This is a genomic window from Franconibacter daqui (assembly GCF_014644275.1).
Classification (GTDB): Bacteria; Pseudomonadota; Gammaproteobacteria; order Enterobacterales; family Enterobacteriaceae; genus Franconibacter; species Franconibacter pulveris.
The window spans coordinates 1-23,437 of record NZ_BMKJ01000008.1 but is presented as its reverse complement, the minus strand read 5'-3'; the positions used below and the strand labels follow the sequence as shown (position 1 = coordinate 23,437).

The following is a 23,437-nucleotide window of genomic DNA, read 5'->3' as shown; positions in this document are numbered from 1 at the left end:
GGTAAAACATGCCGCGGAAGAACAAAAAGCAAAGAGTATCCTGATACTCCAGCATTTCGTTTTGCCGCAAGACGGCGACGCAGCGAATCCCCAAGAGCATACAAAAGTATGTGACTGGGGTGAGCGAGGAAAGCCAACGCCGCGGCAGGACGAAAGGCGCAGAGTATCGCCAGAAGAGGCGCGTCGCCCAGGTATCGTGTCCGAGGAGCCACTCCAAAGACGGCACGGGAGGGGGAGCGACGCCGAGGTAGCGTGGCGTCTGGCAACGTTCGCTATCGGCTACAGGGGCTGAATCCCCTGGGTTGTCACCCGAAACGTCAGCAGTCGAACGTTTCGCAAGGTGGAGCGCTTCTGGGTGTATGTGGTTGTGGTTTTCCCGCCTGCGTCCGCCCCCTTACCGCTCTCTCCTTGTTCCAGGGCTGAATACTTTATACGCCATGCGCTATGGCCCCCTGACACGAGGTTGTTATGACAGATTCTTTAGTGGTCGCGAAATTTGGCGGCACCAGCGTGGCGGATTTCGACGCCATGAACCGCAGCGCCGACGTGGTGCTTTCCGATGAGGCCGTGCGTCTGGTGGTGCTTTCCGCTTCCGCGGGCGTGACCAATCTGCTGGTGGCGCTGGCCGAAGGGCTGGAAGCGACCGAGCGCTTCGTCAAGCTCGACGCCATTCGCAAAATCCAGTACGACATTGTTGAGCGGCTGCAAAACCCGACGGTTATCCGCGAAGAGATTGACCGCCTGCTGGAAAACATCGCCACCCTTTCTGAGGCCGCGTCGCTTGCCACCTCTCATGCGTTGACTGATGAGCTGGTCAGCCACGGCGAGCTGATGTCTACCCTGCTTTTTGTCGAGATCCTGCGCGAACGCCACGTGGAAGCGCAGTGGTTCGACGTGCGCAAAGTGATGCGCACCAGCGATCGCTTTGGCCGCGCCGAGCCGGATGTAACGGCGCTTTCTGAGCTCTCGACGTTACAGCTGAAGCCGCGCCTCGCCGAGGGGCTCATCATCACCCAGGGCTTTATCGGCAGTGAAGCGAAAGGCCGCACCACGACGCTTGGCCGCGGCGGCAGCGATTATACCGCCGCGCTCCTTGGCGAAGCGTTGCAGGCAAGCCGCGTCGATATCTGGACCGACGTGCCCGGCATTTACACCACCGACCCGCGCGTCGTGCCCGCGGCGAAACGCATTGATGAAATCGCTTTTGAAGAAGCGGCGGAGATGGCGACGTTTGGCGCGAAAGTGCTGCACCCGGCCACGCTGCTGCCCGCCGTGCGCAGCGATATCCCGGTGTTTGTCGGCTCCAGCAAAGACCCGAAAGCCGGCGGCACGCTGGTGTGCAACGAAACCGCCAACCCGCCGCTATTCCGCGCGCTGGCGCTGCGCCGCAAGCAAACGCTGCTGACGCTGCACAGCCTGAATATGCTGCACTCGCGCGGTTTTCTTGCCGAAGTCTTCAGCATCCTGGCGCGCCACAATATCTCCGTTGATTTGATAACCACCTCGGAAGTGAGCGTGGCGCTGACGCTCGACACTACCGGTTCCACCTCAACCGGCGATACGCTGCTGACGCAGGCGCTGCTAACGGAGCTCTCTTCGCTCTGTCGCGTGGAGGTGGAAGAGAACCTGGCGCTGGTGGCGCTGATTGGCAACGATCTGTCGAAAGCGTGCGGCGTGGGCAAAGAAGTCTTCGGCGTGATGGAGCCGTTCAACATCCGCATGATCTGCTACGGCGCCTCCAGCCATAACCTCTGTTTCCTGGTGCCCGGCGCGGAAGCGGAGCAGGTAGTGCAGAAGCTGCATCACAACCTGTTCGAGTGATAAAAAAATGGCCTGACAATGTCAGGCCATTACCGTTTCATAAAGCAGCGTATCTAACCTGGTCGCGCAGGCCTTTTCACTATGCGGCAGGTCGGGCGGCGTTTCGCCGCGCGCCAGCTCCTGCGTGATAAAAGCCTGTATCCGCGGCATCGCCGCGCCATACTCCGCCTCGCCCGCACGCTGTTTTCTCGCCAGCAGCGCGTCTATTTCCTGACGCAGCAGCGGATCGGTCACGACGCCGTCCAGCAATTCGACAAAACGCATCGGCGGCGCACCCTTACCCGCTTCTATCCAGCGAACCGCCAGCAGCGGGCGCAACACGTAGAAATATTTCTTCAGCCGCACCGTATCGCCCTGCAAATAGCTGCGGAAGTTTTTCCGCGCCATTGAGTAGTAGTGCCAGCGCGCCCGCTCTGCGGAGAACCATGCAGGCACCTGTTCACGCAGCGCGGCGATGACCTTTTCATCCTGCTGATAGACCACTGGCGAATCGAGCCATTCGATAAGCGTCGGGTTAGCGCGCTTGAGCAGCCCGAGCGCTTTGCGCCACTCCCAGCCGCAGACGTCCAGCGTGTCGTCTATTGGCAACTCGATGACGTCGCGCGGCGCATCAACGCGTAAATACCACTCGGGCGGATGCACATAAAGAAAGCGCACATCGTAATCACTGTCCGGCGAGGCGAAGCCCCAGCCGCGGCTGCCTGATTCACAGGCGTACAGCACCTTCACGCCGTAGCGTGCTTCCACTTCTTTCAGCACGTGTCGCACGCGCTCCCGCATGGCGGCATCAACGCCGTTCAGTTCCATTTTTTTATCCTTTTACGCAAACCACCTGGCGCAGGGTATGCACCACTTCCACCAATGAGGCCTGAGCGGCCATCACCGCATCGATATCTTTATACGCCATCGGAATTTCATCGATAACGTCGCTGTCTTTGCGACACTCCACGTGCGCGGTGGCGCGGATCTGATCTTCCACCGTAAAGCGCTTTTTCGCCGCCGTTCGGCTCATGGTGCGCCCGGCGCCGTGGCTACAGGAGCAGAAACTCTCTTCGTTGCCCAGACCGCGCACGATAAAGCTTTTCGCGCCCATCGAACCGGGGATAATCCCCATCTGTCCTTTCTGCGCGGAGACAGCGCCTTTGCGCGTCACCAGCACATCCTCGCCGAAATGACGCTCTTTCTGCACATAGTTATGGTGGCAGTTCACCGCCTCCTGCTGGGTCATAAAGGGTTTCTTGATGACCTGAGACAGCGCCGCCAGCACGCGGGACATCATCACTTCGCGGTTATGGCGCGCGAAATCCTGCGCCCATTCGACGGCTTCGATGTAATCCGCATAATGCTTGCTTCCCTCTTCAAAATAAGCGAGATCGCGATCCGGCAGGTTAGCGATATGGCGCTGCATATCTTTCTGAGCAAGCGCGATGAAGTGGGTGCCGATGGCGTTACCCACGCCGCGCGAGCCGCTGTGCAGCATGACCCACACTCGCTGCTGCTCGTCCAGACAAACCTCGATAAAGTGGTTGCCGGTACCCAGCGTGCCCAGATGCTGATAGTTGTTGGTTTTCAGCAGATTCGGATATTTATCGGTGATCCGCTTAAAGCGCGGCGCCAGGTGCGTCCAGTGCGCGTCCACTTCCTGCGGCGCGCGGTTCCACGCCCCTTTATCCCGCTGGCCGCGTGCGCTGGTGCGCCCGTGCGGCACGGCATGCTCAATGGCGCTGCGCAGCCCGCTGAGGTTATCCGGCAGGTCGCTTGCAGTCAGCGACGTGCGCACCGCAATCATCCCGCAACCGATATCCACGCCCACCGCCGCCGGGATAATCGCCCCTTTGGTCGGAATAACACTGCCGATGGTCGAGCCTTTACCCAGATGCACATCGGGCATCACCGCCAGGTGTTTAAAGATAAACGGCATTTTCGCCGTTTTGAGCAGTTGTTCGCGCGCCTCTGATTCTACCGGCACGCCGTTGGTCCACATTTTTACCGGCGCGCTGTTTTCACGCGCCAGCAGTTGATAATCGTTATGCTGCATTTGTCTTTCCTTTAATGTTTACAAGACCGTGCAATACCTGGTCCAGACCGCCAAACACCGAGATTTTATCGATGCGCTCCGCCACCCTTTCCAGCGTCTCCAGCTCTTTTAAGCGCAGCGCCACCGGGTTGTTTTCCATCACTTTGGCGGTGTTCAGTAACGAACGCGTCGCCGCGGTCTCTTCGCGCCGGCGGATAACATTCGCCTGCGCGGATTTTTCCGCCTCCACCAGCCGCGACAGAATGGTTTTCATATCGCCGGGCAACACGATGTCTTTCACGCCTGTTGACGCGACCTCAATGCCAAACGGCGCCATGCGGGCAATCACCTGCGCGCTCACCACGTCGTCGATGACCTGCTTGTTCTCCAGCAGCTCATCCAGTGTGCGCGTCCCTACCGCTTCGCGAAGCGCAAACTGCAACTCGCGATAAAGGTAATCCAGCGGCTTCGCCAGCTGGCTGTACGCCTGCAGAACATCGAGATAACGCCAGTTCGCGCCGAGGTTGATGCGCAGATTCACTTTATCTTTGGTCAGGATCTCCTGGCCCGATACCTCCAGCGCCTGCAGGCGCGTATCCACCACTTCCGCCTCTACGAGGTGGTTGATTTTCCAGTATGCGCTTAAGCCTGGCGGCAGCAGCGCCTGCGTCTCGCCGTCAATTTTCAACACGCCGACATGCCAGGCGGGCACCTGCACCGTCAGGATCGCCTCGCGGCCTTTCACCGCCTCGTTGCGACCGCGCGGCTGCAATACCGCATTCATAACATCAATGGGCACGTGCACATCCTGCGTGCTCATGCGTTTTACCTGCAGGCTGTCGCCATCGCGCCAGAACAGCCGACGCGCGCCCGGCGGGATGATTTCCAGCAGTACGCCGTTGCGGTAAAGCGCCGCCGTTTCCTGTTCTGCGGTATCGACAGACAGGCAATATTTCTCTACCCATTCCGGCTGAAAGCGTCGCAGATAATCGGCAAGTTCCGGCGCCACGTCGTCGCCGTTCACATCCACCACGGTCACGTCCGGTTTGTTAAACCACGGCAGGCGATGTTCGCCCGCCTCCAGCACCTGATAAAAGTCGCCCTGTTTTGCCAGTAAACCCAGCTGGCCTTTTCGAATCGTGATTTTGTTATTCATTTTTATCTCCCTGTTTTTCACTTGCCGGCGCGAGTGCGGACACGGAGCCGCAGGGAAACGGGCCATGACTGCCTGCGCGTTTTGCCTGCGGCCCGGCGTCGTTACCGGCGCCCGCTCGGGGTGGTCATCACAGCCGACCACCGGGTACTGCTTGCATAGCTCTCTGGAGAAGAGGTGACGAATCAGGAATCGAACCTGATAAAACCGACTTTTCGCCCATGTCTTTCCACTGGCGGAACGCCCCCTGGAAAACGTATTACCGCTCCCGGTGCGCCGGCGGGGCTCATATCCCCTGCGACTCCCAGTGTGCTGACATAACAGGTATTGCCAGAAGCGTGCCAGTTTCAGTTAAGCAATGAATAAAAAAATAATTAATTGAAAAGTAAGGATAAAAACACAGAAGCCGCCATTCAGGTATTATCATGACGATCAATAATTTATAATTATTTATATTGTTTTATATATAGGTATAAACATGCAAAAGCGGCGGGTAGTGATTGGCGTGTTGGGTACGGTGCTGGACAAGCGCGGCAAGCGGGAGAACCGCTGGAAGAAATGGCGGCCCACCGTCGGTCTTTGCCAGCAGCCCGGTTTTCCCGTCGACCGGCTGGAGTTGCTGCACCAGCCGCGGGATAAAGGCATGGCGGAGCAGCTTAGCGAAGACATCGCTGTCGTTTCGCCGCAGACGCAGGTACGCCGCCACCCTGTAACGATTCTTGACCCGTGGGATTTTGAAGAGGTTTACGCCGCCTTTCTCGACTTCGCCACGCACTACCCTTTCGACACCGAAAACGAAGAGTACCTGGTGCATATCACCACCGGCACGCATGTGGCGCAGATCTGCTGGTTCCTGCTGACGGAAGCGCGTTACCTTCCCGCCAGCCTGCTGCAAACCAGCCCGGCCAGGGGCGAGGCTACGGACCTGAAGAAAGCCGCCGGCACCTGCTCGGTTATCGACCTCGATTTAAGCCGCTACGCGACGCTCACCAGCCGTTTTCAGCGCGAGCAGCAACAGTCGGTCTCGTTTCTGAAGGCGGGCATCGACACCCGCAACGCCACCTTTAACCGCCTGATTGACCAGATAGAGCGCGTGGCGCTGCGCTCCACCGCGCCCATTCTGCTTACCGGCCCTACCGGCGCGGGCAAATCCTTTCTCGCGAAACGTATTTTCCAGCTGCGCCAGGCGCGTCATCTCGTGCAGGGACGGCTGGTGTCGGTAAACTGCGCGACGCTGCGCGGCGATAACGCCATGTCGACCCTGTTCGGCCATGTCAAAGGGGCGTTTACCGGCGCGCAGCAGGCGCGGGCGGGCCTGCTTCGGGAAGCGGACGGCGGCGTGCTGTTTCTCGATGAGATAGCCGAGCTGGGGCTGGACGAGCAGGCGATGTTGCTGAAGGCGATTGAAGAGAAAACGTTCTTCCCGTTTGGTTCGGATAAAGAAGTGCGCAGCGATTTCCAGCTTATCGCCGGCACGCATCGCGACATGACGCAGTGGGTCGCCGAAGGCCGCTTTCGTGAAGATCTTTATGCCCGCATCAACATGTGGGCCTTTGCGCTGCCGGGCCTTGCCGAACGGCGCGAGGATATTGCGCCTAACGTGGAATATGAGTTGCAGCGCTTCTGCGCGGAGCAGCAAACGCAAATCCGCTTCGATAAGACAGCGCGCGAGCGGTATCTCCTCTTCGCCTGCTCGCCGCAGGCGCGCTGGCCGGGCAATTTTCGCGAGCTTGGCGCATCGGTTGCGCGCATGGCGACGCTGGCGGACCAGGGGCGCATTACCGAGGCGTTGGTGGAAGAAGAGATTCTGCGGCTGCAACAAAGCTGGCGGCCTGCGCACGGCGCCGTTGCGCTGCCCGTCGACCCGGCGACCCTCGACCTCTTCGACCAGGACCAGCTGGCGGCGGTCATCGCCGTCTGTCGCCGTTGCAGTACGCTCTCTGAAGCCGGACGGGCGCTTTTCGCCGTCTCACGGCAGAAGAAAAGCAACCCCAACGACGCCGACCGCCTGCGTAAATACCTCGCGAGGTTCGGGCTTAGTTGGGAGAGTGTGCGCGGCGCAGGATGAGTGCATTTCATCATAATTTGTTTGAATAACTTTTCTTCGCACGATACACAATAGTTATGGCCGGGCCCGCTCCCGGCTTTTTTATCCCCGCATAGCGATAACGCAACGCCGCGCTCACAGCGGCAGGGGAAACACAACGACGCAACCTGCAAGGAAAAGAATCATCATGCTCGCAACATTCACGCGGCTGTTCCCGCTCTGGGCGCTGCTGCTCTCGGTTTTGGCTTATTACACCCCTTCCACCTTCACGCCCGTTGGGCCCTGGGTCAGCACGCTATTAATGCTCATCATGTTCGGCATGGGCGTGCACCTGAAGCTTGATGATTTCAAACGCGTGCTCTCCCGCCCCGCGCCGGTGGCGGCAGGCATTTTTCTGCATTATCTGGTAATGCCGCTGGCCGCCTGGCTGCTGGCGATGCTGTTTCATATGCCGCCGGATCTTTCCGCCGGGATGGTGCTGGTGGGAAGTGTGGCGAGCGGCACCGCGTCCAACGTGATGATCTATCTGGCGAAGGGCGACGTGGCGCTGTCGGTGACCATCTCCTCCGTCTCTACGCTGGTGGGCGTTTTCGCCACGCCGCTGCTGACGCGCCTTTACGTCGACGCGCATATTCAGGTGGACGTGATGGGCATGCTGCTGAGCATTCTGCAAATCGTCGTTATCCCGATTGCGCTGGGGCTGATTGTGCACCATCTCTTCCCGCGTCTGGTGAAAGCGGTAGAGCCTTATCTGCCCGCGTTTTCGATGGTCTGTATTCTGGCTATCATCAGCGCCGTGGTGGCGGGCTCCGCTTCGCACATCGCCTCGGTAGGCCTGATGGTGATTGTGGCGGTGATCCTGCATAACAGCATTGGTTTGCTTGGCGGCTACTGGGGCGGAAGGCTGTTCGGCTTTGACGAATCGACCTGTCGCACGCTGGCCATCGAGGTGGGCATGCAGAACTCAGGGCTTGCCGCCGCGCTTGGCAAAATCTACTTTTCGCCGCTGGCCGCCCTGCCCGGCGCGCTCTTCTCGGTGTGGCATAACCTTTCCGGCTCGCTGCTGGCGGGTTACTGGTCCGGGAAGCCCGTCGATAAACGCAAACGGGAAACCGTGCGGGAGAGTTAATGTGAAATGCCGGGGCTGCCCGGCATTTTTATTTCAGCAGGCTTACCCTGTGTTCTTCGCCGCTATCACGTACACTGGACTGACTTTCCCTGAGAGGTAGCCATTATGTCCACCGCCAGACTGACCCAGAAAGAGATGACCGAAAGCGAACAGCGCGAATTAAAAACGCTGCTCGACCGCGCCCGTATCGCCCATGGCCGCCCGCTGACCAATTCCGAAGCGAATCACGTTAAGAAAGAGTACATCGACAAACTCATGGCGCAGCGGGAGCTGGCGGCGAAACAGGCGCGTAAGCTGAAGAAGCAGCAGGCTTACAAGCCCGACAGCGAATCCACCTTCTCCTGGTCCGCCAGCACGCCTGCGCGCGGACGAAGGTGATGACCTTTGCATTCGCATGCTGCGGGGTCGCTAAAAAATGGCTACGGATTAGTAGCCATTAAGCAAAAAATCGACTGCATCGCGTAATGGCTGTCGATAGTGCGTAAAGTCAGCAACTTCGCCGCCGACTTCTTTCGTTGGCACTCCCGCCATCATGGGCGTCATCGCCACATAAGCGCGCCCTGCAATCTCAACCACCGGACAAATTTTTGCCGACAAGGGCTTAGCGGGCAAAAGCCTGCTGTCGACTACTGGCACAACCAGAACATGCCGAAGCGTATTCGCGACAGGGTGCTGGATATTAATAAAATAGGGGTAAGCATGCTTGCCTGCCCCTTTGTTCTGATATACCCGAAACTGTTCCATCAGAACGACCGATGAAAATCACTAAACGCGCCATGCTCCTCAATAAAGTGGTTAATGGCTTCGAAGGTCTGCTGATACTCCCGAAGCTCTGCTTCGGTATGATGCTGACAGTTTTCTTGCTGGCTTATACCGTCGGACATGACGGAGAATTCACTTTCTTGCCTTCTGGCGTGGCTTATCATTTTTATTTCCAGCGGATTGCTGGCTGCAGTGATAAACGGAACTCTGGTGCGCATGATGCCTCCTTTGATCTGCGGTACTGCACGGTTTTTCCCTTTCCCGGTGCTTCAGGTTTCGCGCTGTATCAGAAAATAGAGTTTGAAGGCCGTATTGTCACGAAGCCGGTGCGCGCTTTGCGAGTTGCTTCCCGGTAAATCGTGCTTTCGCGGCAATGCTGAAAGCAGCGATGCCGCTCTTTTCGCGATAAAGGAAACCCAACGCTTAAAACCACCCTGGCGGTGATGAAAGCGTTGGGTCTCGGGTTAACCATCAAACGTTAATGCGTTACTCCGCTCGCTCCTCATCGTCGTCCGGCTGCTCCAGCACGCTGTAGGCCACCGCGCAGAACAACGAGTTCAGCCGCTTCATGTCGCCAAGCAGGCTCAGGTGTAACGAGCTGGTTTCAATGCTCTGCACATTCTGCTGATGCAGCCTGTCAACGTGCGCATGAGAGTAGCGCCGGTTGAGAATGCGAAAGCGGTGTTTATAGCGGCGCAGACGCCGCGCGCTCGGCACGTCGCCGGAGAAAAAGACCGACATGCTGAGCTTCAGGTTGGCGGTAAGCTGGCTAAGCAGCGTATCCAGCTCCTTAATGCCTTCCGGCGAAAACGCGCGCCGCGCGGCCAGCGATTTATCCGCCACTTCGCTGCCCATGCGCTCAAGAATGTCCGCCGCCTGATCGAGGTTCAGCGACATCTCAATAATCTCCGCCCAGCGTTTCGCTTCCGCTTCCGGCAAATCCTCTTTCGGCATGCGCGCCAGATAGAGCTTGATGGCGGTGTAGAGCACATCCACATCGTCGGCCACCTTGCGCAGCTCTTTCTCCTGGCGCGGTTCGCCGTGCATGACTTTGCCGTACAGCTCCAGCATATGCTCCAGCGCGTCGCCCATGCGCAGCGTCTCCCGCGCCGCGTTGGCAAGGCCCAGCGCCGGGGTGTCGAGCGCGCTGGTGTCCAGGTGGCGCGGCTTCAGCCGCGCGTCGGTCTGCGGGTCGTCTTTGATCATCCGGCGGCAAAAGCGCGCCATCATTCTGGCGAAAGGCACCATCGCCAGGCAGCGGATGAGGTTATAAAAGACGTGAAAATAGATAACCAGTTCGGACTCCGGCAGCGGCAATTTATGCAGCCCATTCGCCAGAAGGTGAACGAACGGCAGCACAATGAGGCTGCCCACCAGCTTGAACATCAGGCTGCCAAGCGCCACGCGCCGGGCGGCGGCGTTCGCGGCGCTGTTGTTGAGCATAGCAAGCAGGCCGGAGCCGAGGTTGGCGCCAATCACCAGACAGAGCGCCACGTCAAAAGAGATAACGCCGGTCGCCGTCAGCGTGGCGGTCAACAACACGGCGGCAAGGCTTGAATAGCTGATGATAGCGAACACGGCGCCTATCAGCGCATCGAGCATGATATCGCCCGTCAGCGAGGCGAAAATCACCTTCACGCCCGAGGCTTCGGTAATCGGCGTGACCGCCTGCACGATAAGCTCCAGCGCCTGCAGAATAAGCCCAAGGCCGATGGCGACGCGACCAAGCTGACCCGCCCGGGTTTGCTTGCGGCTTAAGAAGAAAATGACGCCGACGAAAATCAGCAGCGGCGAGAGCCAGGAAAGGTCGAAGGTCAGCACGCGCGCCATCAGCGCCGTACCGACATCGGCCCCCAGCACAATGACCAGCGCAGGCGTGAGCGCCACCAGATCCTGCGCGACAAACGAGGTGACTAACATCGTGGTGGCGTTGCTGCTCTGCACCAGCGCAGTCACGCCAATGCCCGCGCAAAAGGCGAGCGGTTTTTTCTCCACGCTGCGGCTGAGCACGGTTCTTAACCGCGCGCCAAAGACGCGCATTACGCCGGTACGCACAATGTGGGTGCCCCATACCAGCAGCGCCACCGCAGACAGCAGGTGTAACAGCGTTAACACGGCTTCTCCTTATGGTTGTTGTTTTCCTTTGATACCGATTTTGCAATGAAACCTTTCCCTTGCGGCAAAGGCAAACAGGTAAGACGGATAAGCGCAACGACCCTTCGCGCTCAGGGTTGGGGCGCAACGCTTACCTATCCTGCGAAGCAGGTACGCAACCGCGAGGGCGTTAGCTCAAACCGTTTAATGAGTATAAGAGCTTAATTCACAGGAAGGCGGACGGGATAGCCGCAAAGGCGCGTCGGCGGGCGGAAAAATGACAAATTTATGACGGTCTACATTTTACGAAGAGAAAAATGCAGCCAGGTTTCTTGCACCATGCAGTACGCGTTCGATTATCGATAAGAAGCGCCAGTCATGTAGCTCTGGCGCTTACAAAAGTTAATCCGCATCGTACCCGAGGTTAGGCGCAAGCCAACGCTCCACTTCCGTGGCGCTCATTCCTTTACGCTGGGCGTAATCTTCCACCTGATCGCGCTGGATTTGCGCGACGGCGAAGTACTTGCTGTCCGGGTGGCTGAAGTACCAGCCGGAAACCGACGCCCCCGGCCACATGGCGTAGGACTCGGTCAGCTTCATGCCGATGTGGGTTTCCACATCCAGCAGCGCCCAGATAGTCGCTTTTTCGGTGTGATCCGGGCAGGCCGGATAGCCGGGCGCCGGACGGATGCCCTGGTAGTTTTCGCGGATAAGCTCCTCGTTGCTGAGGTTCTCATTCGGCGCATAGCCCCAGTAGACTTTACGCACGCGCTCGTGCAGGTATTCGGCGAACGCTTCCGCCAGGCGGTCCGCCACCGCTTTCACCATGATTTTGTTGTAATCGTCATGCTGCGCGTCATAGGCTTCGGCCAGCGCGTCTTCCTCAAGCCCGCCGGTCACGGCGAAAGCGCCGATGTAGTCCGCTTTGCCGCTGCGTTTAGGCGCGACGAAATCAGCGAGGCAGTAGTTGGCGAAGCCCACTTTTTCTGTCTGCTGGCGCAGATGATGGCTGACCGCCAGCACATGGGTGCGCGTTTCGTCGCGATAGATTTCAACGTCGTCCAGCACGCGGTTAGCCGGAAAGAGCCCCACCACGCCGCGCGGGTTCAACGATTTCTTCGCGCTCAGCATGTCGAGCATATCGTTGGCGTCTTTAAACAGGCGCTGCGCCTCAACCCCTACGACGTCATCTTCGAGAATGCGCGGGTATTTGCCGGCAAGCGACCAGGTCATAAAGAACGGCGTCCAGTCGATGTAGTTGCGCAGCGTTTCGATGCTGGCGGTCACTTCCTGCACGCCCAGTCGGTGCGCCACCGGCGGGGTGTAGCTCTCCCAGTCGAAGGCGAGATCGTTTTCCCGCGCCGCGGCAAGCGTAACCGGCGGCGTACGGGGTTTTTTACGACCATGTTGGATACGCACGGTTTCATACTCCTTACGGGTACGTTCGACAAAGCTGTCGCGCAGCGTGTCGGAAAGCAGCGACGAAACGACGCCTACGGTGCGCGAGGCGTTCTGCACATAGACCGTCGGCCCGCTGTAGTTCTGCTCGATTTTCACCGCCGTATGGGCTTTCGAGGTGGTCGCGCCGCCAATCAGCAGCGGCAGGGTAAAGCCCTGGCGCTCCATCTCTTTCGCCACGTTCACCATCTCATCGAGCGATGGGGTGATAAGCCCGGAAAGACCAATGATATCGGCTTTTTCTTCGCGCGCGGTTTTAAGGATTTTATCCATCGGCACCATCACGCCAAGATCGATGATTTCGTAATTATTACACTGCAACACCACGCCGACGATATTTTTGCCAATGTCGTGCACATCGCCTTTTACCGTGGCGAGAACGATTTTGCCGTTGCTTTTGCCAACCTCTTTGCTGGCCTGAATGTACGGCTCAAGATAAGCCACCGCCTGTTTCATGACGCGGGCGGATTTCACCACCTGCGGCAGGAACATCTTGCCCTCGCCGAAGAGGTCGCCGACCACGTTCATCCCGTCCATCAGCGGCCCTTCGATAACCTCAATGGGACGAGCCGCCTGCTGGCGCGCCTCCTCGGTATCCTGCTCGATAAACTCGGTAATGCCTTTTACCAGCGAGTATTCAAGGCGTTTTTTTACGTCCCACGAGCGCCATTCGGCCTGCTGCGGGTCTGCCGCCGCGTCGCTTTTGCTGCCGCGGTATTTCTCCGCCAGATCCAGCAGCCGCTCGGTGCCGTCGGCGCGGCGGTTGAGAATAACGTCCTCTACCGCATCGCGCAGCTCGGCGGGCAGATCGTCGTAAATTGCCAGCTGTCCGGCGTTAACGATCCCCATATCCATGCCGTTGCGGATGGCGTAATAGAGGAATACCGCGTGAATGGCTTCACGTACCGGGTCGTTGCCGCGAAACGAAAACGACACGTTCGATACGCCGCCGGAAATCAGCGCATGGGGCAGCTCACGCTTAATGTCCTCGCAGGCGCCGATAAAGTCCTGAGCGTAGTTGTTGTGCTCTTCGATGCCCGTCGCCACCGCAAAGATGTTCGGGTCGAAAATAATATCTTCCGGCGGGAAGCCCACTTCTTCGGTGAGAATCTGGTACGCCCGGCGGCAGATTTCGATTTTACGCGCGCGGGTATCCGCCTGGCCCACTTCATCAAAGGTCATCACCACCACCGCCGCGCCGTAACGACGCACCAGCTTCGCATGATGGATAAAGGTCTCAACGCCCTCTTTCATGGAGATAGAGTTAACGATGCCTTTGCCCTGAATGCACTTGAGGCCCTTTTCAATGACTTCCCATTTCGAGGAGTCGATCATAATCGGCACGCGAGCGATATCCGGTTCGCCAGCTATCAGGTTGAGGAAACGCACCATCGCCGCTTCGGCGTCGAGCATCCCTTCATCCATGTTGATGTCGATTATCTGCGCGCCGTTTTCGACCTGCTGGCGCGCCACATCCAGCGCTTCGCTGTACTTCTCTTCTTTGATAAGGCGCTTGAATTTGGCGGAGCCGGTTACGTTGGTGCGCTCGCCGACGTTCACAAACAGCGAGTCGTCGCCGATGTTGAGCGGCTCCAGACCCGCCAGGCGGCAGGCGACCGGGATCTCTGGCAGCTTGCGCGGCGGCAACCCTTCCACGGCGCGGCTCATGGCGGCGATGTGCGCCGGCGTGGTGCCGCAGCAGCCGCCGACGATATTCAGAAAGCCCGACTCCGCCCATTCGCGGATTTGCCCGGCCATCACGTCGGCATCCAGATCGTATTCGCCGAAGGCGTTCGGCAGGCCGGCGTTGGGGTGCGCCGTCACGTAGCATTCCGCGATGCGGGAGAGTTCCGCCACATACTGACGCAGCTCATCCGGCCCCAGCGCGCAGTTAAGGCCGAAGGAGAGCGCGTCCGCATGGCGCAGCGAGTTGTAAAACGCCTCCGTCGTCTGGCCCGAGAGGGTGCGCCCGGAGGCGTCGGTTATGGTGCCGGAGATCATGACTGGCAGCTCGACGCCCAGCGCGTCGAACTCGGCTTTCACGGCGAAAATAGCGGCTTTGGCGTTAAGGGTGTCGAAAACCGTTTCAATCAGGATTAGATCTGAACCGCCCTCCACCAGCGCCCGGGTGGATTCACGGTAGGCTTCCACCAGCTGGTCGAAGGTGACGTTGCGGTAAGCAGGGTCGTTAACGTCCGGTGAAATAGAGGCGGTACGGTTGGTGGGGCCGAGCACGCCTGCGACGTAGCGCGGTTTTTCCGGCGTGCGGGCCGTCCACTCATCAGCGCAGGCGCGGGCGAGCTTCGCCGCTGCAAAGTTGATTTCCGCCGACAGCGCTTCCATCTGGTAATCGGCCATCGCGATGGTGGTTGAGTTAAAGGTGTTAGTCTCAACGATATCCGCGCCCGCTTCAAAATAGGCATAGTGAATGGCGGCGATGGTTTCCGGTTTGGTCAGCACCAGAAGGTCGTTATTGCCCTTTAAGTCACACGGCCAGTCGGCGAAACGCTCGCCGCGGTAATCCTGCTCTTCCAGACGGTAACTCTGGATCATGGTGCCCATGCCGCCATCGAGCACCAGAATACGTTCGGCTAGCTGCTGACGCAGCTTCTCAACTTTGCTACTCACATTCACTCCCGGCTACACATAAAGGCCCAACAGGCCAGCAGACCATACTGGCATAATCCCCCCTGGCGGAAAAGGCGAGCGACGGCAACTTGAGACATGTTCACTATCAACTCCTCCGATGAGTAGTACGACGGTTGCATTATCGCCAAATAAAACGAAAATTATTTCCACGATACAGAAAAGGAGGCCGCCATGGTCGCTGCTGTTCCCGCTAAACGCGGCAAGAAACCCCGCGCCGCCGCCGCTGCGCCGCAGGCCACCGGTCAGGTGCAGTCGCTGACGCGCGGGCTGAAGTTACTGGAATGGATCGCCGAGTCGCAGGGCAGCGTGGCGCTGACGGAACTCGCCCAGCAGGCGGGCTTGCCCAACTCCACCACCCACCGTCTGCTCACCACGATGCAGCAACTGGGTTTCGTGCGCCAGGTTGGCGACCTCGGACACTGGGCGATTGGCGCCCACGCTTTTATGGTCGGCAGCAGCTTTTTGCAAAGCCGCAATTTGCTGGCGATTGTGCATCCCATTCTGCGTAAGCTGATGGAGAGCTCCGGCGAAACGGTCAACCTCGCGGTACTGGATAAAAGCGATCATCAGGCGATTATTATCGATCAGGTGCAGTGCACCCAACTGATGCGCATGTCCGCCCCCATCGGCGGCAAACTGCCGATGCACGCCTCCGGCGCGGGCAAGGCGTTTTTATCGCAGCTAAGCGACGAAGAGGTGACCAGCCTGCTGCACCGTCAGGGGCTTCACACCTACACCCATGCGACGCTGGTTTCGCCGCTGCATCTGAAAGAAGATTTGGCCCAGACCCGCAAGCGCGGCTACTCCTTCGATGACGAAGAACATGCGCTGGGGCTGCGCTGCGTGGCGGCCTGTATTTACGATGAGCATCATGAAGCCTTCGCCGCGATTTCCCTCTCCGGCCCGGTTTCGCGCATTACCGACGACCGCGTAACGGAGCTGGGGGCGCTGGTTATCAAAGCGGCGAAAGAGGTGACGCTGGCTTACGGCGGGGTACGTTAAGAGAAGAAACTGCCTTACGCCCTGCTTCTCACCGACGAGCGGCGCAAATAGCAAAACGGCAGCCTAAGGTTGACCGTTTTGCTTTTACCCGCGCAGGCAAAAACGCTGATGCCTGCGGTAGGCGTAAACATCCTCCACATGCCCTTCGCGAATGCGCGCCTGAAGCGACCGCCAGTAAGCTGCGCTGAAAAGCTCGCTGTGCATCTCCTCAAACAGCGGACCGATTTGCGGGTCGGCGCAAAGCCAGTGGCGGAACTCCTCGGGGAAAACGTCCCCCGGCGCTACGCTGTACCACGGCTCGGCGCTCAGTTCATCTTCCGGGTAGCGCGGCGGCGGAATATCCCGAAAATTCACCTCGGTCATATAGCAAATTTCATCGTAGTCATAGAACACTACCCGTCCATGGCGGGTGACGCCGAAATTCTTAAACAGCATGTCGCCCGGGAAGATATTCGCGGCGGCGAGTTGCCGGATGGCGTTGCCATACTCCTCTACCGCATCGCGCAGCTGTTGGCCGCTTGCCTGCTCCAGCCACAGGTTCAGCGGCACCATACGCCGCTCAATATAGAGATGGCTGATGACTATCCTGTCGCCCAGATCGGTGAGCTTGCGCGGCGCTTCCTGTTGCAGCAGCGCCAGCAGCGGCGGGCTTATCTGGCTTTTCGTCAGCACGAAGTTTTCAAACTCCTGGGTATCCGCCATCCGCCCGACGCGATCATGCTCTTTTACCAGTTGATAGCAGGCGCGAACGTGCGCTTCGGTCATCTCTTTCTGCGGCGCGAAGCGGTCTTTAATCACCTTAAATACCCGGTCAAAGCCCGGCAGCGTGAAGACCAGCATGACCATGCCGCGAATGCCGGGCGCTTCGATAAACTGCTCGTCGGTGCGGGTGATGTAGTTGAGGTATTCGCGATAGCTCTCCGTTTTGCCGTGCTTCTGGCAGCCTATCGCCATATAAAGCTCGGCGGTGGTTTTGCCCGGCAGGATCTCCCGCAGCCACTCCACCAGCGCGGCGGGCAGCGGCGCGTAGACCATAAAATAAGAGCGGGCGAAACCGAAAACGATGCTCGCCTCGGCGCTGGTGGTCAGGCAGGCGTCAACAAACAGTTCGCCCTCTTCCGTGCGGTGAATGGGCAGCAGAAACGGCAGCGTGCCGCCCGGCAGCACCAGCTTGCCCACCAGCCAGGCCGCCTTGTTGCGGTAGAAGAGCTCATTCGCCACCTGCAAATGCACGTTCTGCAGCATCTCCGGCCCGAGGGTTTCGGTGAGGTGCGCGATAATATAGCCCACATCCCGCGCGAGATTTTGCCAGCGCAAGCGCAGCGGGAGATCGCTAAGCAGCGTGGTAAGTAATTCCCGCCATCCCTGCTGCGGATAGAAGTCTTTTGCCAGCGGACGGGGAATGGTGCGAAAGCGCCGTTCGGGCTGCGAGCTGAAGATAAACAGCCGTTCAGGGCTGAGCGCGCGGTGGTCGAAAAGCCGGCAATAAACAGAGTTGAAAAAGCTTTCGGCAATCTCGAAACGTGGGTAGTCGGGCAACAGCGCGGTGTAATGCTGTTTAACGCGCAGCAGAAAATCAGCGTCAGCGCCTTTCCCCTCGGTAATGCACTTTAGCTGCTCCACCACCAGGCCCACGTGATGATCGTAAAGGTGGATACGGCTTTTCATCGCCTGCTGGACGGCGTGCCAGTCAGCCTGCTCGAAGCGCTGCTGCGCGCCGGAGGTCACCTCCAGAAAGCGCCCGTACTGGGCGTCGAAGCCCTGCAGAATGGTTTGAGCGACAAGCAGTTCCAGTCCACGCGACATAGACAGGCTCCTGGTGTGAAGATGAGAGAAACAACGTTGCGGCCCTGTTTGCGCCTTGTCCTGCCCCTCTGCCAGGAAGGGAAAGGTGGAGCGACTGACCTGAGCCCACAGCGCATGGCGGCTGGCGCTTACCCGCTCTGCGCGTTTCTTCCACCGGAAAGAGAGAACAGGCCAGCCCGCCTTTTCCCTCTCCCGTTAAGGGAGAGGGCCAGGTGAGGATTTGCCGCTAGAACTGCGCTTCCTCTGTTGAGCCGGTCAGCGCCGTGACGGACGACGCGCCGCCCTGGATAATGGTGGTCACGTTGTCGAAATAGCCGGTGCCCACCTCTTGCTGATGCGAAACGAAGGTGTACCCTTCTTTCCCGGCCGCGAATTCCGGCTGCTGTACCTTCTCAACGTAGTGCTTCATCCCTTCGCCCTGTGCATAGGCGTGCGCCAGGTCGAACATGTTGAACCACATGCTGTGAATCCCTGCGAGCGTGATGAACTGGTACTTGTAGCCCATGTCCGACAGCTGCTGCTGGAAGCTGGCGATGGTTTTATCATCCAGATTCTTCTGCCAGTTAAACGAAGGCGAGCAGTTGTAGGCGAGCAGCTTGCCGGGGAAACGGGCATGAATCGCTTCGGCGAAGCGCCTGGCCTGAGCGAGATCGGGCGTGGACGTTTCACACCATACCAGGTCGGCATAAGGGGCATACGCCAGCCCCCGGCTGATAGCCTGCTCTACGCCCGCACGAGTGCGGTAAAAGCCTTCGCTGGTGCGCTCGCCGGTAATGAACTCGCTGTCGTAGGGGTCGCAATCGGAGGTAATCAGATCCGCCGCGTCGGCATCGGTGCGGGCGATTAACAGCGTCGGCACGCCCATCACATCTGCCGCCAGGCGCGCCGCCACCAGCTTCTGGATAGCTTCCTGAGTCGGCACCAGCACTTTCCCGCCCATATGACCGCACTTTTTCACCGAGGCGAGCTGATCTTCAAAATGTACCGCCGCCGCGCCCGCTTCAATCATCGATTTCATCAGTTCAAAGGCGTTCAGCACGCCGCCAAATCCCGCTTCGGCATCCGCCACAATCGGCAGGAAATAATCGACATAGCGCGGATCGCCCGGCTCAATGCCGGCAGCCCACTGGATCTGATCCGCACGGCGAAACGTATTGTTGATCCGCTCCACTACCGAAGGCACGGAGTTAGCCGGGTAGAGCGATTGATCCGGGTACATGCTGGACGCCAGGTTAGCATCGGCTGCGACCTGCCAACCGGAAAGGTAAACCGCCTCAATACCCGCTTTCGCCTGTTGCAACGCCTGGCCGCCGGTCAGCGCGCCGAGGCTGTTGATATAGCCTTTTTTCGCGTCGCCATGCAGCAAACGCCACATTTTCGCCGCGCCCAACTGCGCCAGCGTGCATTCCGGGTTCACCGAGCCGCGCAGCTTTACCACCTCCTGCGCGCTGTAAGGACGACGGATCCCTTCCCAGCGCGGTTGTTGCCATTCCTGCTCTAACTGCTCAATCTGTTGGGTACGTGTCGTTTTCATAGGCAGATGCTCCTTATTAGTAGGGTGGCGTAGGGTCAGGCCAGCAGGCGGTAGCCTGGCAGCGTGAGGAAGTCGATAAGCTCGTCCGAGGTGGTGATTTGCTCCATCAGGCGCGCGGCCTCTACAAAGCGGCCATGGCTGAAGCGCTGTTCGCCCAGCTCTTCCTGGATGACCTGCATCTCTTCGGCGAGCATCTGGCGGAAGAGATCTTTGGTCACCAGCTTGCCGTTGCTTAAGGTTTTCTGATGGTGGATCCACTGCCAGATAGAGGTACGGGAGATCTCCGCCGTCGCGGCATCTTCCATCAGGCCGTAAATCGGCACGCAGCCGTTGCCTGAAATCCAGGCTTCAATGTACTGCACCGCCACGCGGATATTGGCGCGCATCCCCTCTTCCGTACGCTCGCCTTCGCAAGGCGCCAGCAGCGCTTGCGCAGTAATGGGCGCATCTTCTTCCCGGGTGACGCGCAGCTGGTTTTTGTTTTCCCCCAGCGCCTTGTCAAAGACCGCCATCACCGTATCGCCAAGCCCGGGATGCGCAATCCAGGTGCCATCGTGACCATTGTTCGCTTCGAGTTCTTTATCCGCTTTAACCTTATTCAGCACCCAGTCGTTACGCTGGCTATCTTTACTCGGGATAAACGCCGCCATACCGCCCATTGCGAAGGCCCCGCGGCGGTGGCAGGTTTTAATCAGCAGCCGCGAATACGCATTCAGAAAGGGTTTATCCATTGTTACGCTCTGGCGGTCGGGCAGCACGCGATCCGGGTGGTTTTTGAGCGTTTTGATGTAGCTGAAAATGTAATCCCAGCGGCCGCAGTTAAGACCCACGATATGGTCGCGCATCGCATGAAGGATCTCGTCCATCTGGAAAACCGCCGGCAGCGTTTCGATTAACAAGGTTGCTTTGATGGTGCCGCGCGGCAGGCTGAAGCGGTCTTCGGTATAGCTGAAAACCTCGCTCCACCAGGCGGCCTCCTGCCATGACTGGGTTTTCGGCAGGTAGAAATAGGGGCCGCTGCCTTTGGCGAGCAGGGTTTCGTGGTTGTGGAAAAAATAGAGCGCGAAGTCGAACAGGCTGCCAGGGATCGCTTCACCGCGCCAGGTAACATGTTTTTCCGGGAGATGCAGGCCGCGCACCCGGCAGATCAACACCGCAGGATTGGGCTTCAGTTGGTAGATTTTGCCAGCTTCACTGGTCCAGGTGATGGTGCCTTTCACCGCATCCCGCAGGTTGATCTGCCCATCGATCACTTTCTCCCAGTTTGGCGCCAGCGAGTCTTCAAAATCGGCCATGAATACTTTCACATTGGCGTTTAGCGCATTGATCACCATTTTGCGCTCTACAGGGCCGGTGATTTCAACGCGGCGATCCTGTAAATCCTCTGGAATACCGCGAATAGTCCATTCGCTTTCTCTTATGGAAGCCGTTTCCGAAATAAAATCGGGCAGCTTGCCGGCATCGATTTCCTGCTGTACCTGCGTTCTGGCGGCTAATAACTTGTTACGCTGCGGCGTAAAGCGGGCAACCAGTTCGCTTAAAAACTCAACGGCTTCAGGCGTCAGTATTTGCCGTTCCCGCTCGCTAAAGGGCTGGTTGAATGCCAGTTCGATGGTGGTGGCTTGCTGATTCATGACTGCGATCCTCTCTGTTGATCCGTGAAAGAAAGATGCGATCGCGAACGAAACCAAAGGCGTGCGTTTTTCGTTCAGCAGGAATAAGAGTAATCAAACCATTTTCAAAATCAAAAACAATTTCCATTTTTGATTTAAAATGCATATAACTTTCTGATTTTAATGAATTTAAAATTTTCTATGCAATTGGATGGTTTTTTAAAACAAAAAAGGCGCCCGCAGGCGCCTGTCATGGGAGGCTGAATCGCTTAATCCAGCGTGGGATTCATGTGACGAAGATCGTATGGCGTGATCTGGTAGACGAAGTAATTAAGCCAGTTCGTAAAGAGTAAATTTCCATGGCTACGCCATGTCGCGCGAGGTTTGTTTTGCGGATCGTTGTTCGGGAAATAGTTATAAGGCACCTGCGGGTCCAGACCCGCCTCGACGTCGCGGAAATACTCGCTCGCAAGCGTATTAGCGTCATATTCCGGATGGCCGGTAACAAAGGCGATGCGTTTATCTTTGCTGGCGAACAGGTAAGCGTCTCCCTCTTCCGATTCGGCAAGAATATCGAGATCGGTATAATCGCGAATAAGCGAGGCCGGGAAATCCGCGTAGCGCGAATGCGGCGCCAGAAACGTATCATCAAACCCTTTTGTGAGCAGCGCATGAGGCTGGGTGATGTGGTGCTCATAAACGCCAGAAAGCTTCTCTTTACGGGTCTGCTTTGGAATACCATAAAGGATATTTAACGCCGCCTGAACCGCCCAGCAGACAAACAGCGTCGACGTAACGTGATCTTTCGCCCACTCCAGGACCTGCTGGATTTGCGGCCAATAGGCGACGTCATTAAACTCGACCAGGCCCAACGGCGCGCCGGTGACGATAAGCCCATCGAAGTTCTGATCGCAAATATCTTCAAAGTTACAGTAGAAGTTATTCAGATGCTCAGCGGGCGTGTTGCGGGACTCGCGGCTGTCGATGCGCAAAAGTTGAATATCCAGCTGCAACGGGGAGTTTGAGAGTAAACGCAGGAACTGGTTTTCCGTCTCGATTTTTTTCGGCATGAGGTTAAGTATCAGGACCTTAAGCGGACGGATCTCCTGATTAATGGCGCGTGATGTGGTCATCACAAAGACATTTTCCTGACGCAGAAAATTGACGGCTGGTAACTCATCAGGCACCCGAATAGGCATAACCTTATTTCCTCACTGCATACGTTTAAACGTTTAGACATCCAGATAGCTGACAATAACCAGGTTCGGCGTGAATGTCGAGCCTGCATGCTGAAGGTGAGAAAGTTTCAAGAACCGGGAAAGGTTAGAACAAAAACGCAATAAGAAGGAGCTCGCGATGAGCATAACGATACGCCGTGCCCGGCGTGATGAAGGAGAAGCCCTGGGTGATATCTGGTGTCGCTCGGTCGATGCCACCCATACTTTTTTGCAGCCTGCAGATCGTATCGAAATCGAAAAACAGGTGCGGGCATTTTTGCCGGACGCTCCGCTTTGGGTCGCCGTTACGTCCGATGACGCTCCCGTGGCCTTTATGCTGTTATCAGGAGCACATATGCACGCGCTATTCGTCGATCCGGATTTTCGCGGCAAGGGCGTGGGCCGTATGCTGATTGCCCATGCGCTTTCTTATGCTCCTGAACTGACAACCGACGTTAATGAACAGAACGTGCAGGCAGTGGTTTTTTATCAGAAGATGGGATTCAGCGTTACGGGGCGCAGCGAAAGAGACAGTGAAGGCAGGCCATATCCTCTGCTGCACCTTCGCTATCAGCGCTGATTTCTGCTTTGCGCAAGCAGCGCTCTCACGGCATCGTCAGTTCGTGGCTGCACAGCGCAGGCTACCACCATGTGACGGTATCGCATAGCCGATGCGCCGGCTGCCATTTCCATGATGGCGCGCTCCTCAACCTGTGACAACCCGCCGTCGTTAAGCTCCAGCGCGTCGATAACGATGTCGTAGCGCTGGCGCCTGACGAACCGATCCAGCAAGCCTTGCGGTTTAACCTGCTCAATCAGGTCCCGTAAAACTTTTTCTGCGGCGAAGAAGGCGCCAATAAGGATACGCTGATTACTGAATGAGCCATGACCCACCGCTTCCCGGCCGGTATCCAGATCGCGCAGACTCATGCGATTTTTACGAATGGTGACGTACAGGATATTCATAAAGCTGCCCTGCTTTATTCTTTTTAATTGAAGACGTTAATTGTATCGGGCAACAGGGCAATGCGCGAAGTTTTGTTGTTTTATCAAACGTGAATACAAAGGCAGGAAAAGGCGTTGCTGTACCGCTGAAAAGCAAAAAGCCCATCCGTGAGGATGGGCTTTTCACCTG

Annotated in this window: 19 protein-coding genes, 1 pseudogene and 1 riboswitch; of the genes and pseudogenes, 7 read left to right on the top strand and 13 right to left on the bottom strand. The window is 57.9% G+C overall.

Going from position 1 to position 23,437, the window contains the following annotated elements; all coding sequences use genetic code 11:
- The first annotated feature begins 165 nt into the window (after positions 1-165).
- Positions 166-359, top strand: a riboswitch (Lysine riboswitch).
- 109 nt (positions 360-468) lie between these two features.
- The gene (gene lysC / locus IEX01_RS19760; protein ID WP_024559930.1) at positions 469-1,821 is read left to right on the top strand and encodes a lysine-sensitive aspartokinase 3; all 1,353 of its coding nucleotides are present in this window, start codon (positions 469-471) and stop codon (positions 1,819-1,821) included.
- Between the two features lie 21 nt (positions 1,822-1,842).
- On the opposite strand, the gene IEX01_RS19755 is transcribed toward lysC, so the two are convergent.
- From IEX01_RS19755 to IEX01_RS19745, 3 genes are read right to left on the bottom strand one after another with little or no spacing between them, the layout of a single operon-like run.
- A complete protein-coding gene (locus tag IEX01_RS19755) occupies positions 1,843-2,628 on the bottom strand; it encodes a nucleotidyltransferase domain-containing protein (RefSeq protein ID WP_188724412.1) in 786 nt (261 codons plus the stop codon).
- A gap of 4 nt (positions 2,629-2,632) precedes the next feature.
- On the bottom strand, positions 2,633-3,859 hold the full coding sequence (locus IEX01_RS19750) for an RtcB family protein (RefSeq protein ID WP_188724411.1): 1,227 nt from the start codon (positions 3,857-3,859) through the stop codon (positions 2,633-2,635).
- Positions 3,849-4,994 (bottom strand): slipin family protein, encoded by a 1,146-nt coding sequence (locus tag IEX01_RS19745; RefSeq protein ID WP_048887158.1) that lies wholly within the window; start codon positions 4,992-4,994, stop codon positions 3,849-3,851. The genes IEX01_RS19750 and IEX01_RS19745 overlap by 11 nt, the downstream gene beginning before the upstream one ends.
- A gap of 475 nt (positions 4,995-5,469) precedes the next feature.
- On the opposite strand from IEX01_RS19745, the gene rtcR reads away from it, so the two are divergent.
- From rtcR to IEX01_RS19730, 3 genes are all read left to right on the top strand, one after another.
- Positions 5,470-7,059, top strand: coding sequence for an RNA repair transcriptional activator RtcR (gene rtcR / locus IEX01_RS19740; RefSeq protein ID WP_188724410.1), 1,590 nt, complete (start codon positions 5,470-5,472; stop codon positions 7,057-7,059).
- A gap of 166 nt (positions 7,060-7,225) precedes the next feature.
- A complete protein-coding gene (gene panS, locus IEX01_RS19735; RefSeq protein WP_024557339.1) occupies positions 7,226-8,167 on the top strand; it encodes a ketopantoate/pantoate/pantothenate transporter PanS in 942 nt (313 codons plus the stop codon).
- 105 nt (positions 8,168-8,272) lie between these two features.
- The gene (locus tag IEX01_RS19730; protein ID WP_024557340.1) at positions 8,273-8,545 is read left to right on the top strand and encodes a YjbD family protein; all 273 of its coding nucleotides are present in this window, start codon (positions 8,273-8,275) and stop codon (positions 8,543-8,545) included.
- A 48-nt stretch (positions 8,546-8,593) separates the two neighbouring features.
- On the opposite strand, the gene IEX01_RS19725 is transcribed toward IEX01_RS19730, so the two are convergent.
- Together IEX01_RS19725 and IEX01_RS21880 are read right to left on the bottom strand one after the other, a co-directional pair.
- Entirely contained in the window at positions 8,594-8,911 is a 318-nt protein-coding gene (locus IEX01_RS19725; RefSeq protein ID WP_024557341.1) for a CcdB family protein, read from the bottom strand.
- A complete protein-coding gene (locus IEX01_RS21880; protein ID WP_368072378.1) occupies positions 8,911-9,051 on the bottom strand; it encodes a type II toxin-antitoxin system CcdA family antitoxin in 141 nt (46 codons plus the stop codon). The genes IEX01_RS19725 and IEX01_RS21880 overlap by 1 nt, the downstream gene beginning before the upstream one ends.
- A gap of 258 nt (positions 9,052-9,309) precedes the next feature.
- On the opposite strand from IEX01_RS21880, the pseudogene IEX01_RS21875 reads away from it, so the two are divergent.
- Positions 9,310-9,411, top strand: a pseudogene (locus IEX01_RS21875) (addiction module antidote protein); the annotation flags it as partial.
- Positions 9,412-9,415: 4 nt separating this feature from the next.
- Here the strand turns inward: IEX01_RS21875 and IEX01_RS19715 are convergent.
- A complete protein-coding gene (locus tag IEX01_RS19715; protein ID WP_048887160.1) occupies positions 9,416-11,044 on the bottom strand; it encodes a Na/Pi cotransporter family protein in 1,629 nt (542 codons plus the stop codon).
- 381 nt (positions 11,045-11,425) lie between these two features.
- Positions 11,426-15,109, bottom strand: coding sequence for a methionine synthase (metH, locus tag IEX01_RS19710; protein WP_188724409.1), 3,684 nt, complete (start codon positions 15,107-15,109; stop codon positions 11,426-11,428).
- A gap of 192 nt (positions 15,110-15,301) precedes the next feature.
- On the opposite strand from metH, the gene iclR reads away from it, so the two are divergent.
- Entirely contained in the window at positions 15,302-16,132 is an 831-nt protein-coding gene (iclR, locus tag IEX01_RS19705) for a glyoxylate bypass operon transcriptional repressor IclR (RefSeq protein ID WP_024557345.1), read from the top strand.
- Between the two features lie 84 nt (positions 16,133-16,216).
- Here the strand turns inward: iclR and aceK are convergent, their stop codons facing one another.
- The 4 genes from aceK to metA all read right to left on the bottom strand — a co-directional run bounded on the left by aceK (position 16,217) and on the right by metA (position 22,284).
- A complete protein-coding gene (aceK, locus tag IEX01_RS19700) occupies positions 16,217-17,938 on the bottom strand; it encodes a bifunctional isocitrate dehydrogenase kinase/phosphatase (RefSeq protein WP_048887162.1) in 1,722 nt (573 codons plus the stop codon).
- Between the two features lie 226 nt (positions 17,939-18,164).
- Positions 18,165-19,472 (bottom strand): isocitrate lyase, encoded by a 1,308-nt coding sequence (gene aceA / locus IEX01_RS19695; RefSeq protein ID WP_024559939.1) that lies wholly within the window; start codon positions 19,470-19,472, stop codon positions 18,165-18,167.
- Positions 19,473-19,507: 35 nt separating this feature from the next.
- On the bottom strand, positions 19,508-21,106 hold the full coding sequence (gene aceB / locus IEX01_RS19690) for a malate synthase A (protein WP_188724408.1): 1,599 nt from the start codon (positions 21,104-21,106) through the stop codon (positions 19,508-19,510).
- A 248-nt stretch (positions 21,107-21,354) separates the two neighbouring features.
- Complete coding sequence (gene metA / locus IEX01_RS19685; protein ID WP_024557349.1) at positions 21,355-22,284, bottom strand: homoserine O-acetyltransferase MetA; 930 nt, start codon at positions 22,282-22,284, stop codon at positions 21,355-21,357.
- A 157-nt stretch (positions 22,285-22,441) separates the two neighbouring features.
- Between metA and IEX01_RS19680 the strand changes: the two genes are divergently transcribed.
- The gene (locus IEX01_RS19680) at positions 22,442-22,882 is read left to right on the top strand and encodes an acetyltransferase (protein WP_024559941.1); all 441 of its coding nucleotides are present in this window, start codon (positions 22,442-22,444) and stop codon (positions 22,880-22,882) included.
- Here IEX01_RS19680 and IEX01_RS19675 read toward each other — a convergent pair.
- Together IEX01_RS19675 and IEX01_RS21645 are read right to left on the bottom strand one after the other, a co-directional pair.
- Complete coding sequence (locus IEX01_RS19675; RefSeq protein ID WP_024557351.1) at positions 22,873-23,268, bottom strand: YjaA family stress response protein; 396 nt, start codon at positions 23,266-23,268, stop codon at positions 22,873-22,875. The two genes, IEX01_RS19680 and IEX01_RS19675, sit on opposite strands and share 10 nt — an antisense overlap.
- The coding region (locus IEX01_RS21645) for a hypothetical protein (protein ID WP_229701883.1) at positions 23,240-23,437 on the bottom strand (198 nt) is incomplete at its 5' end. The genes IEX01_RS21645 and IEX01_RS19675, both read right to left, overlap by 29 nt.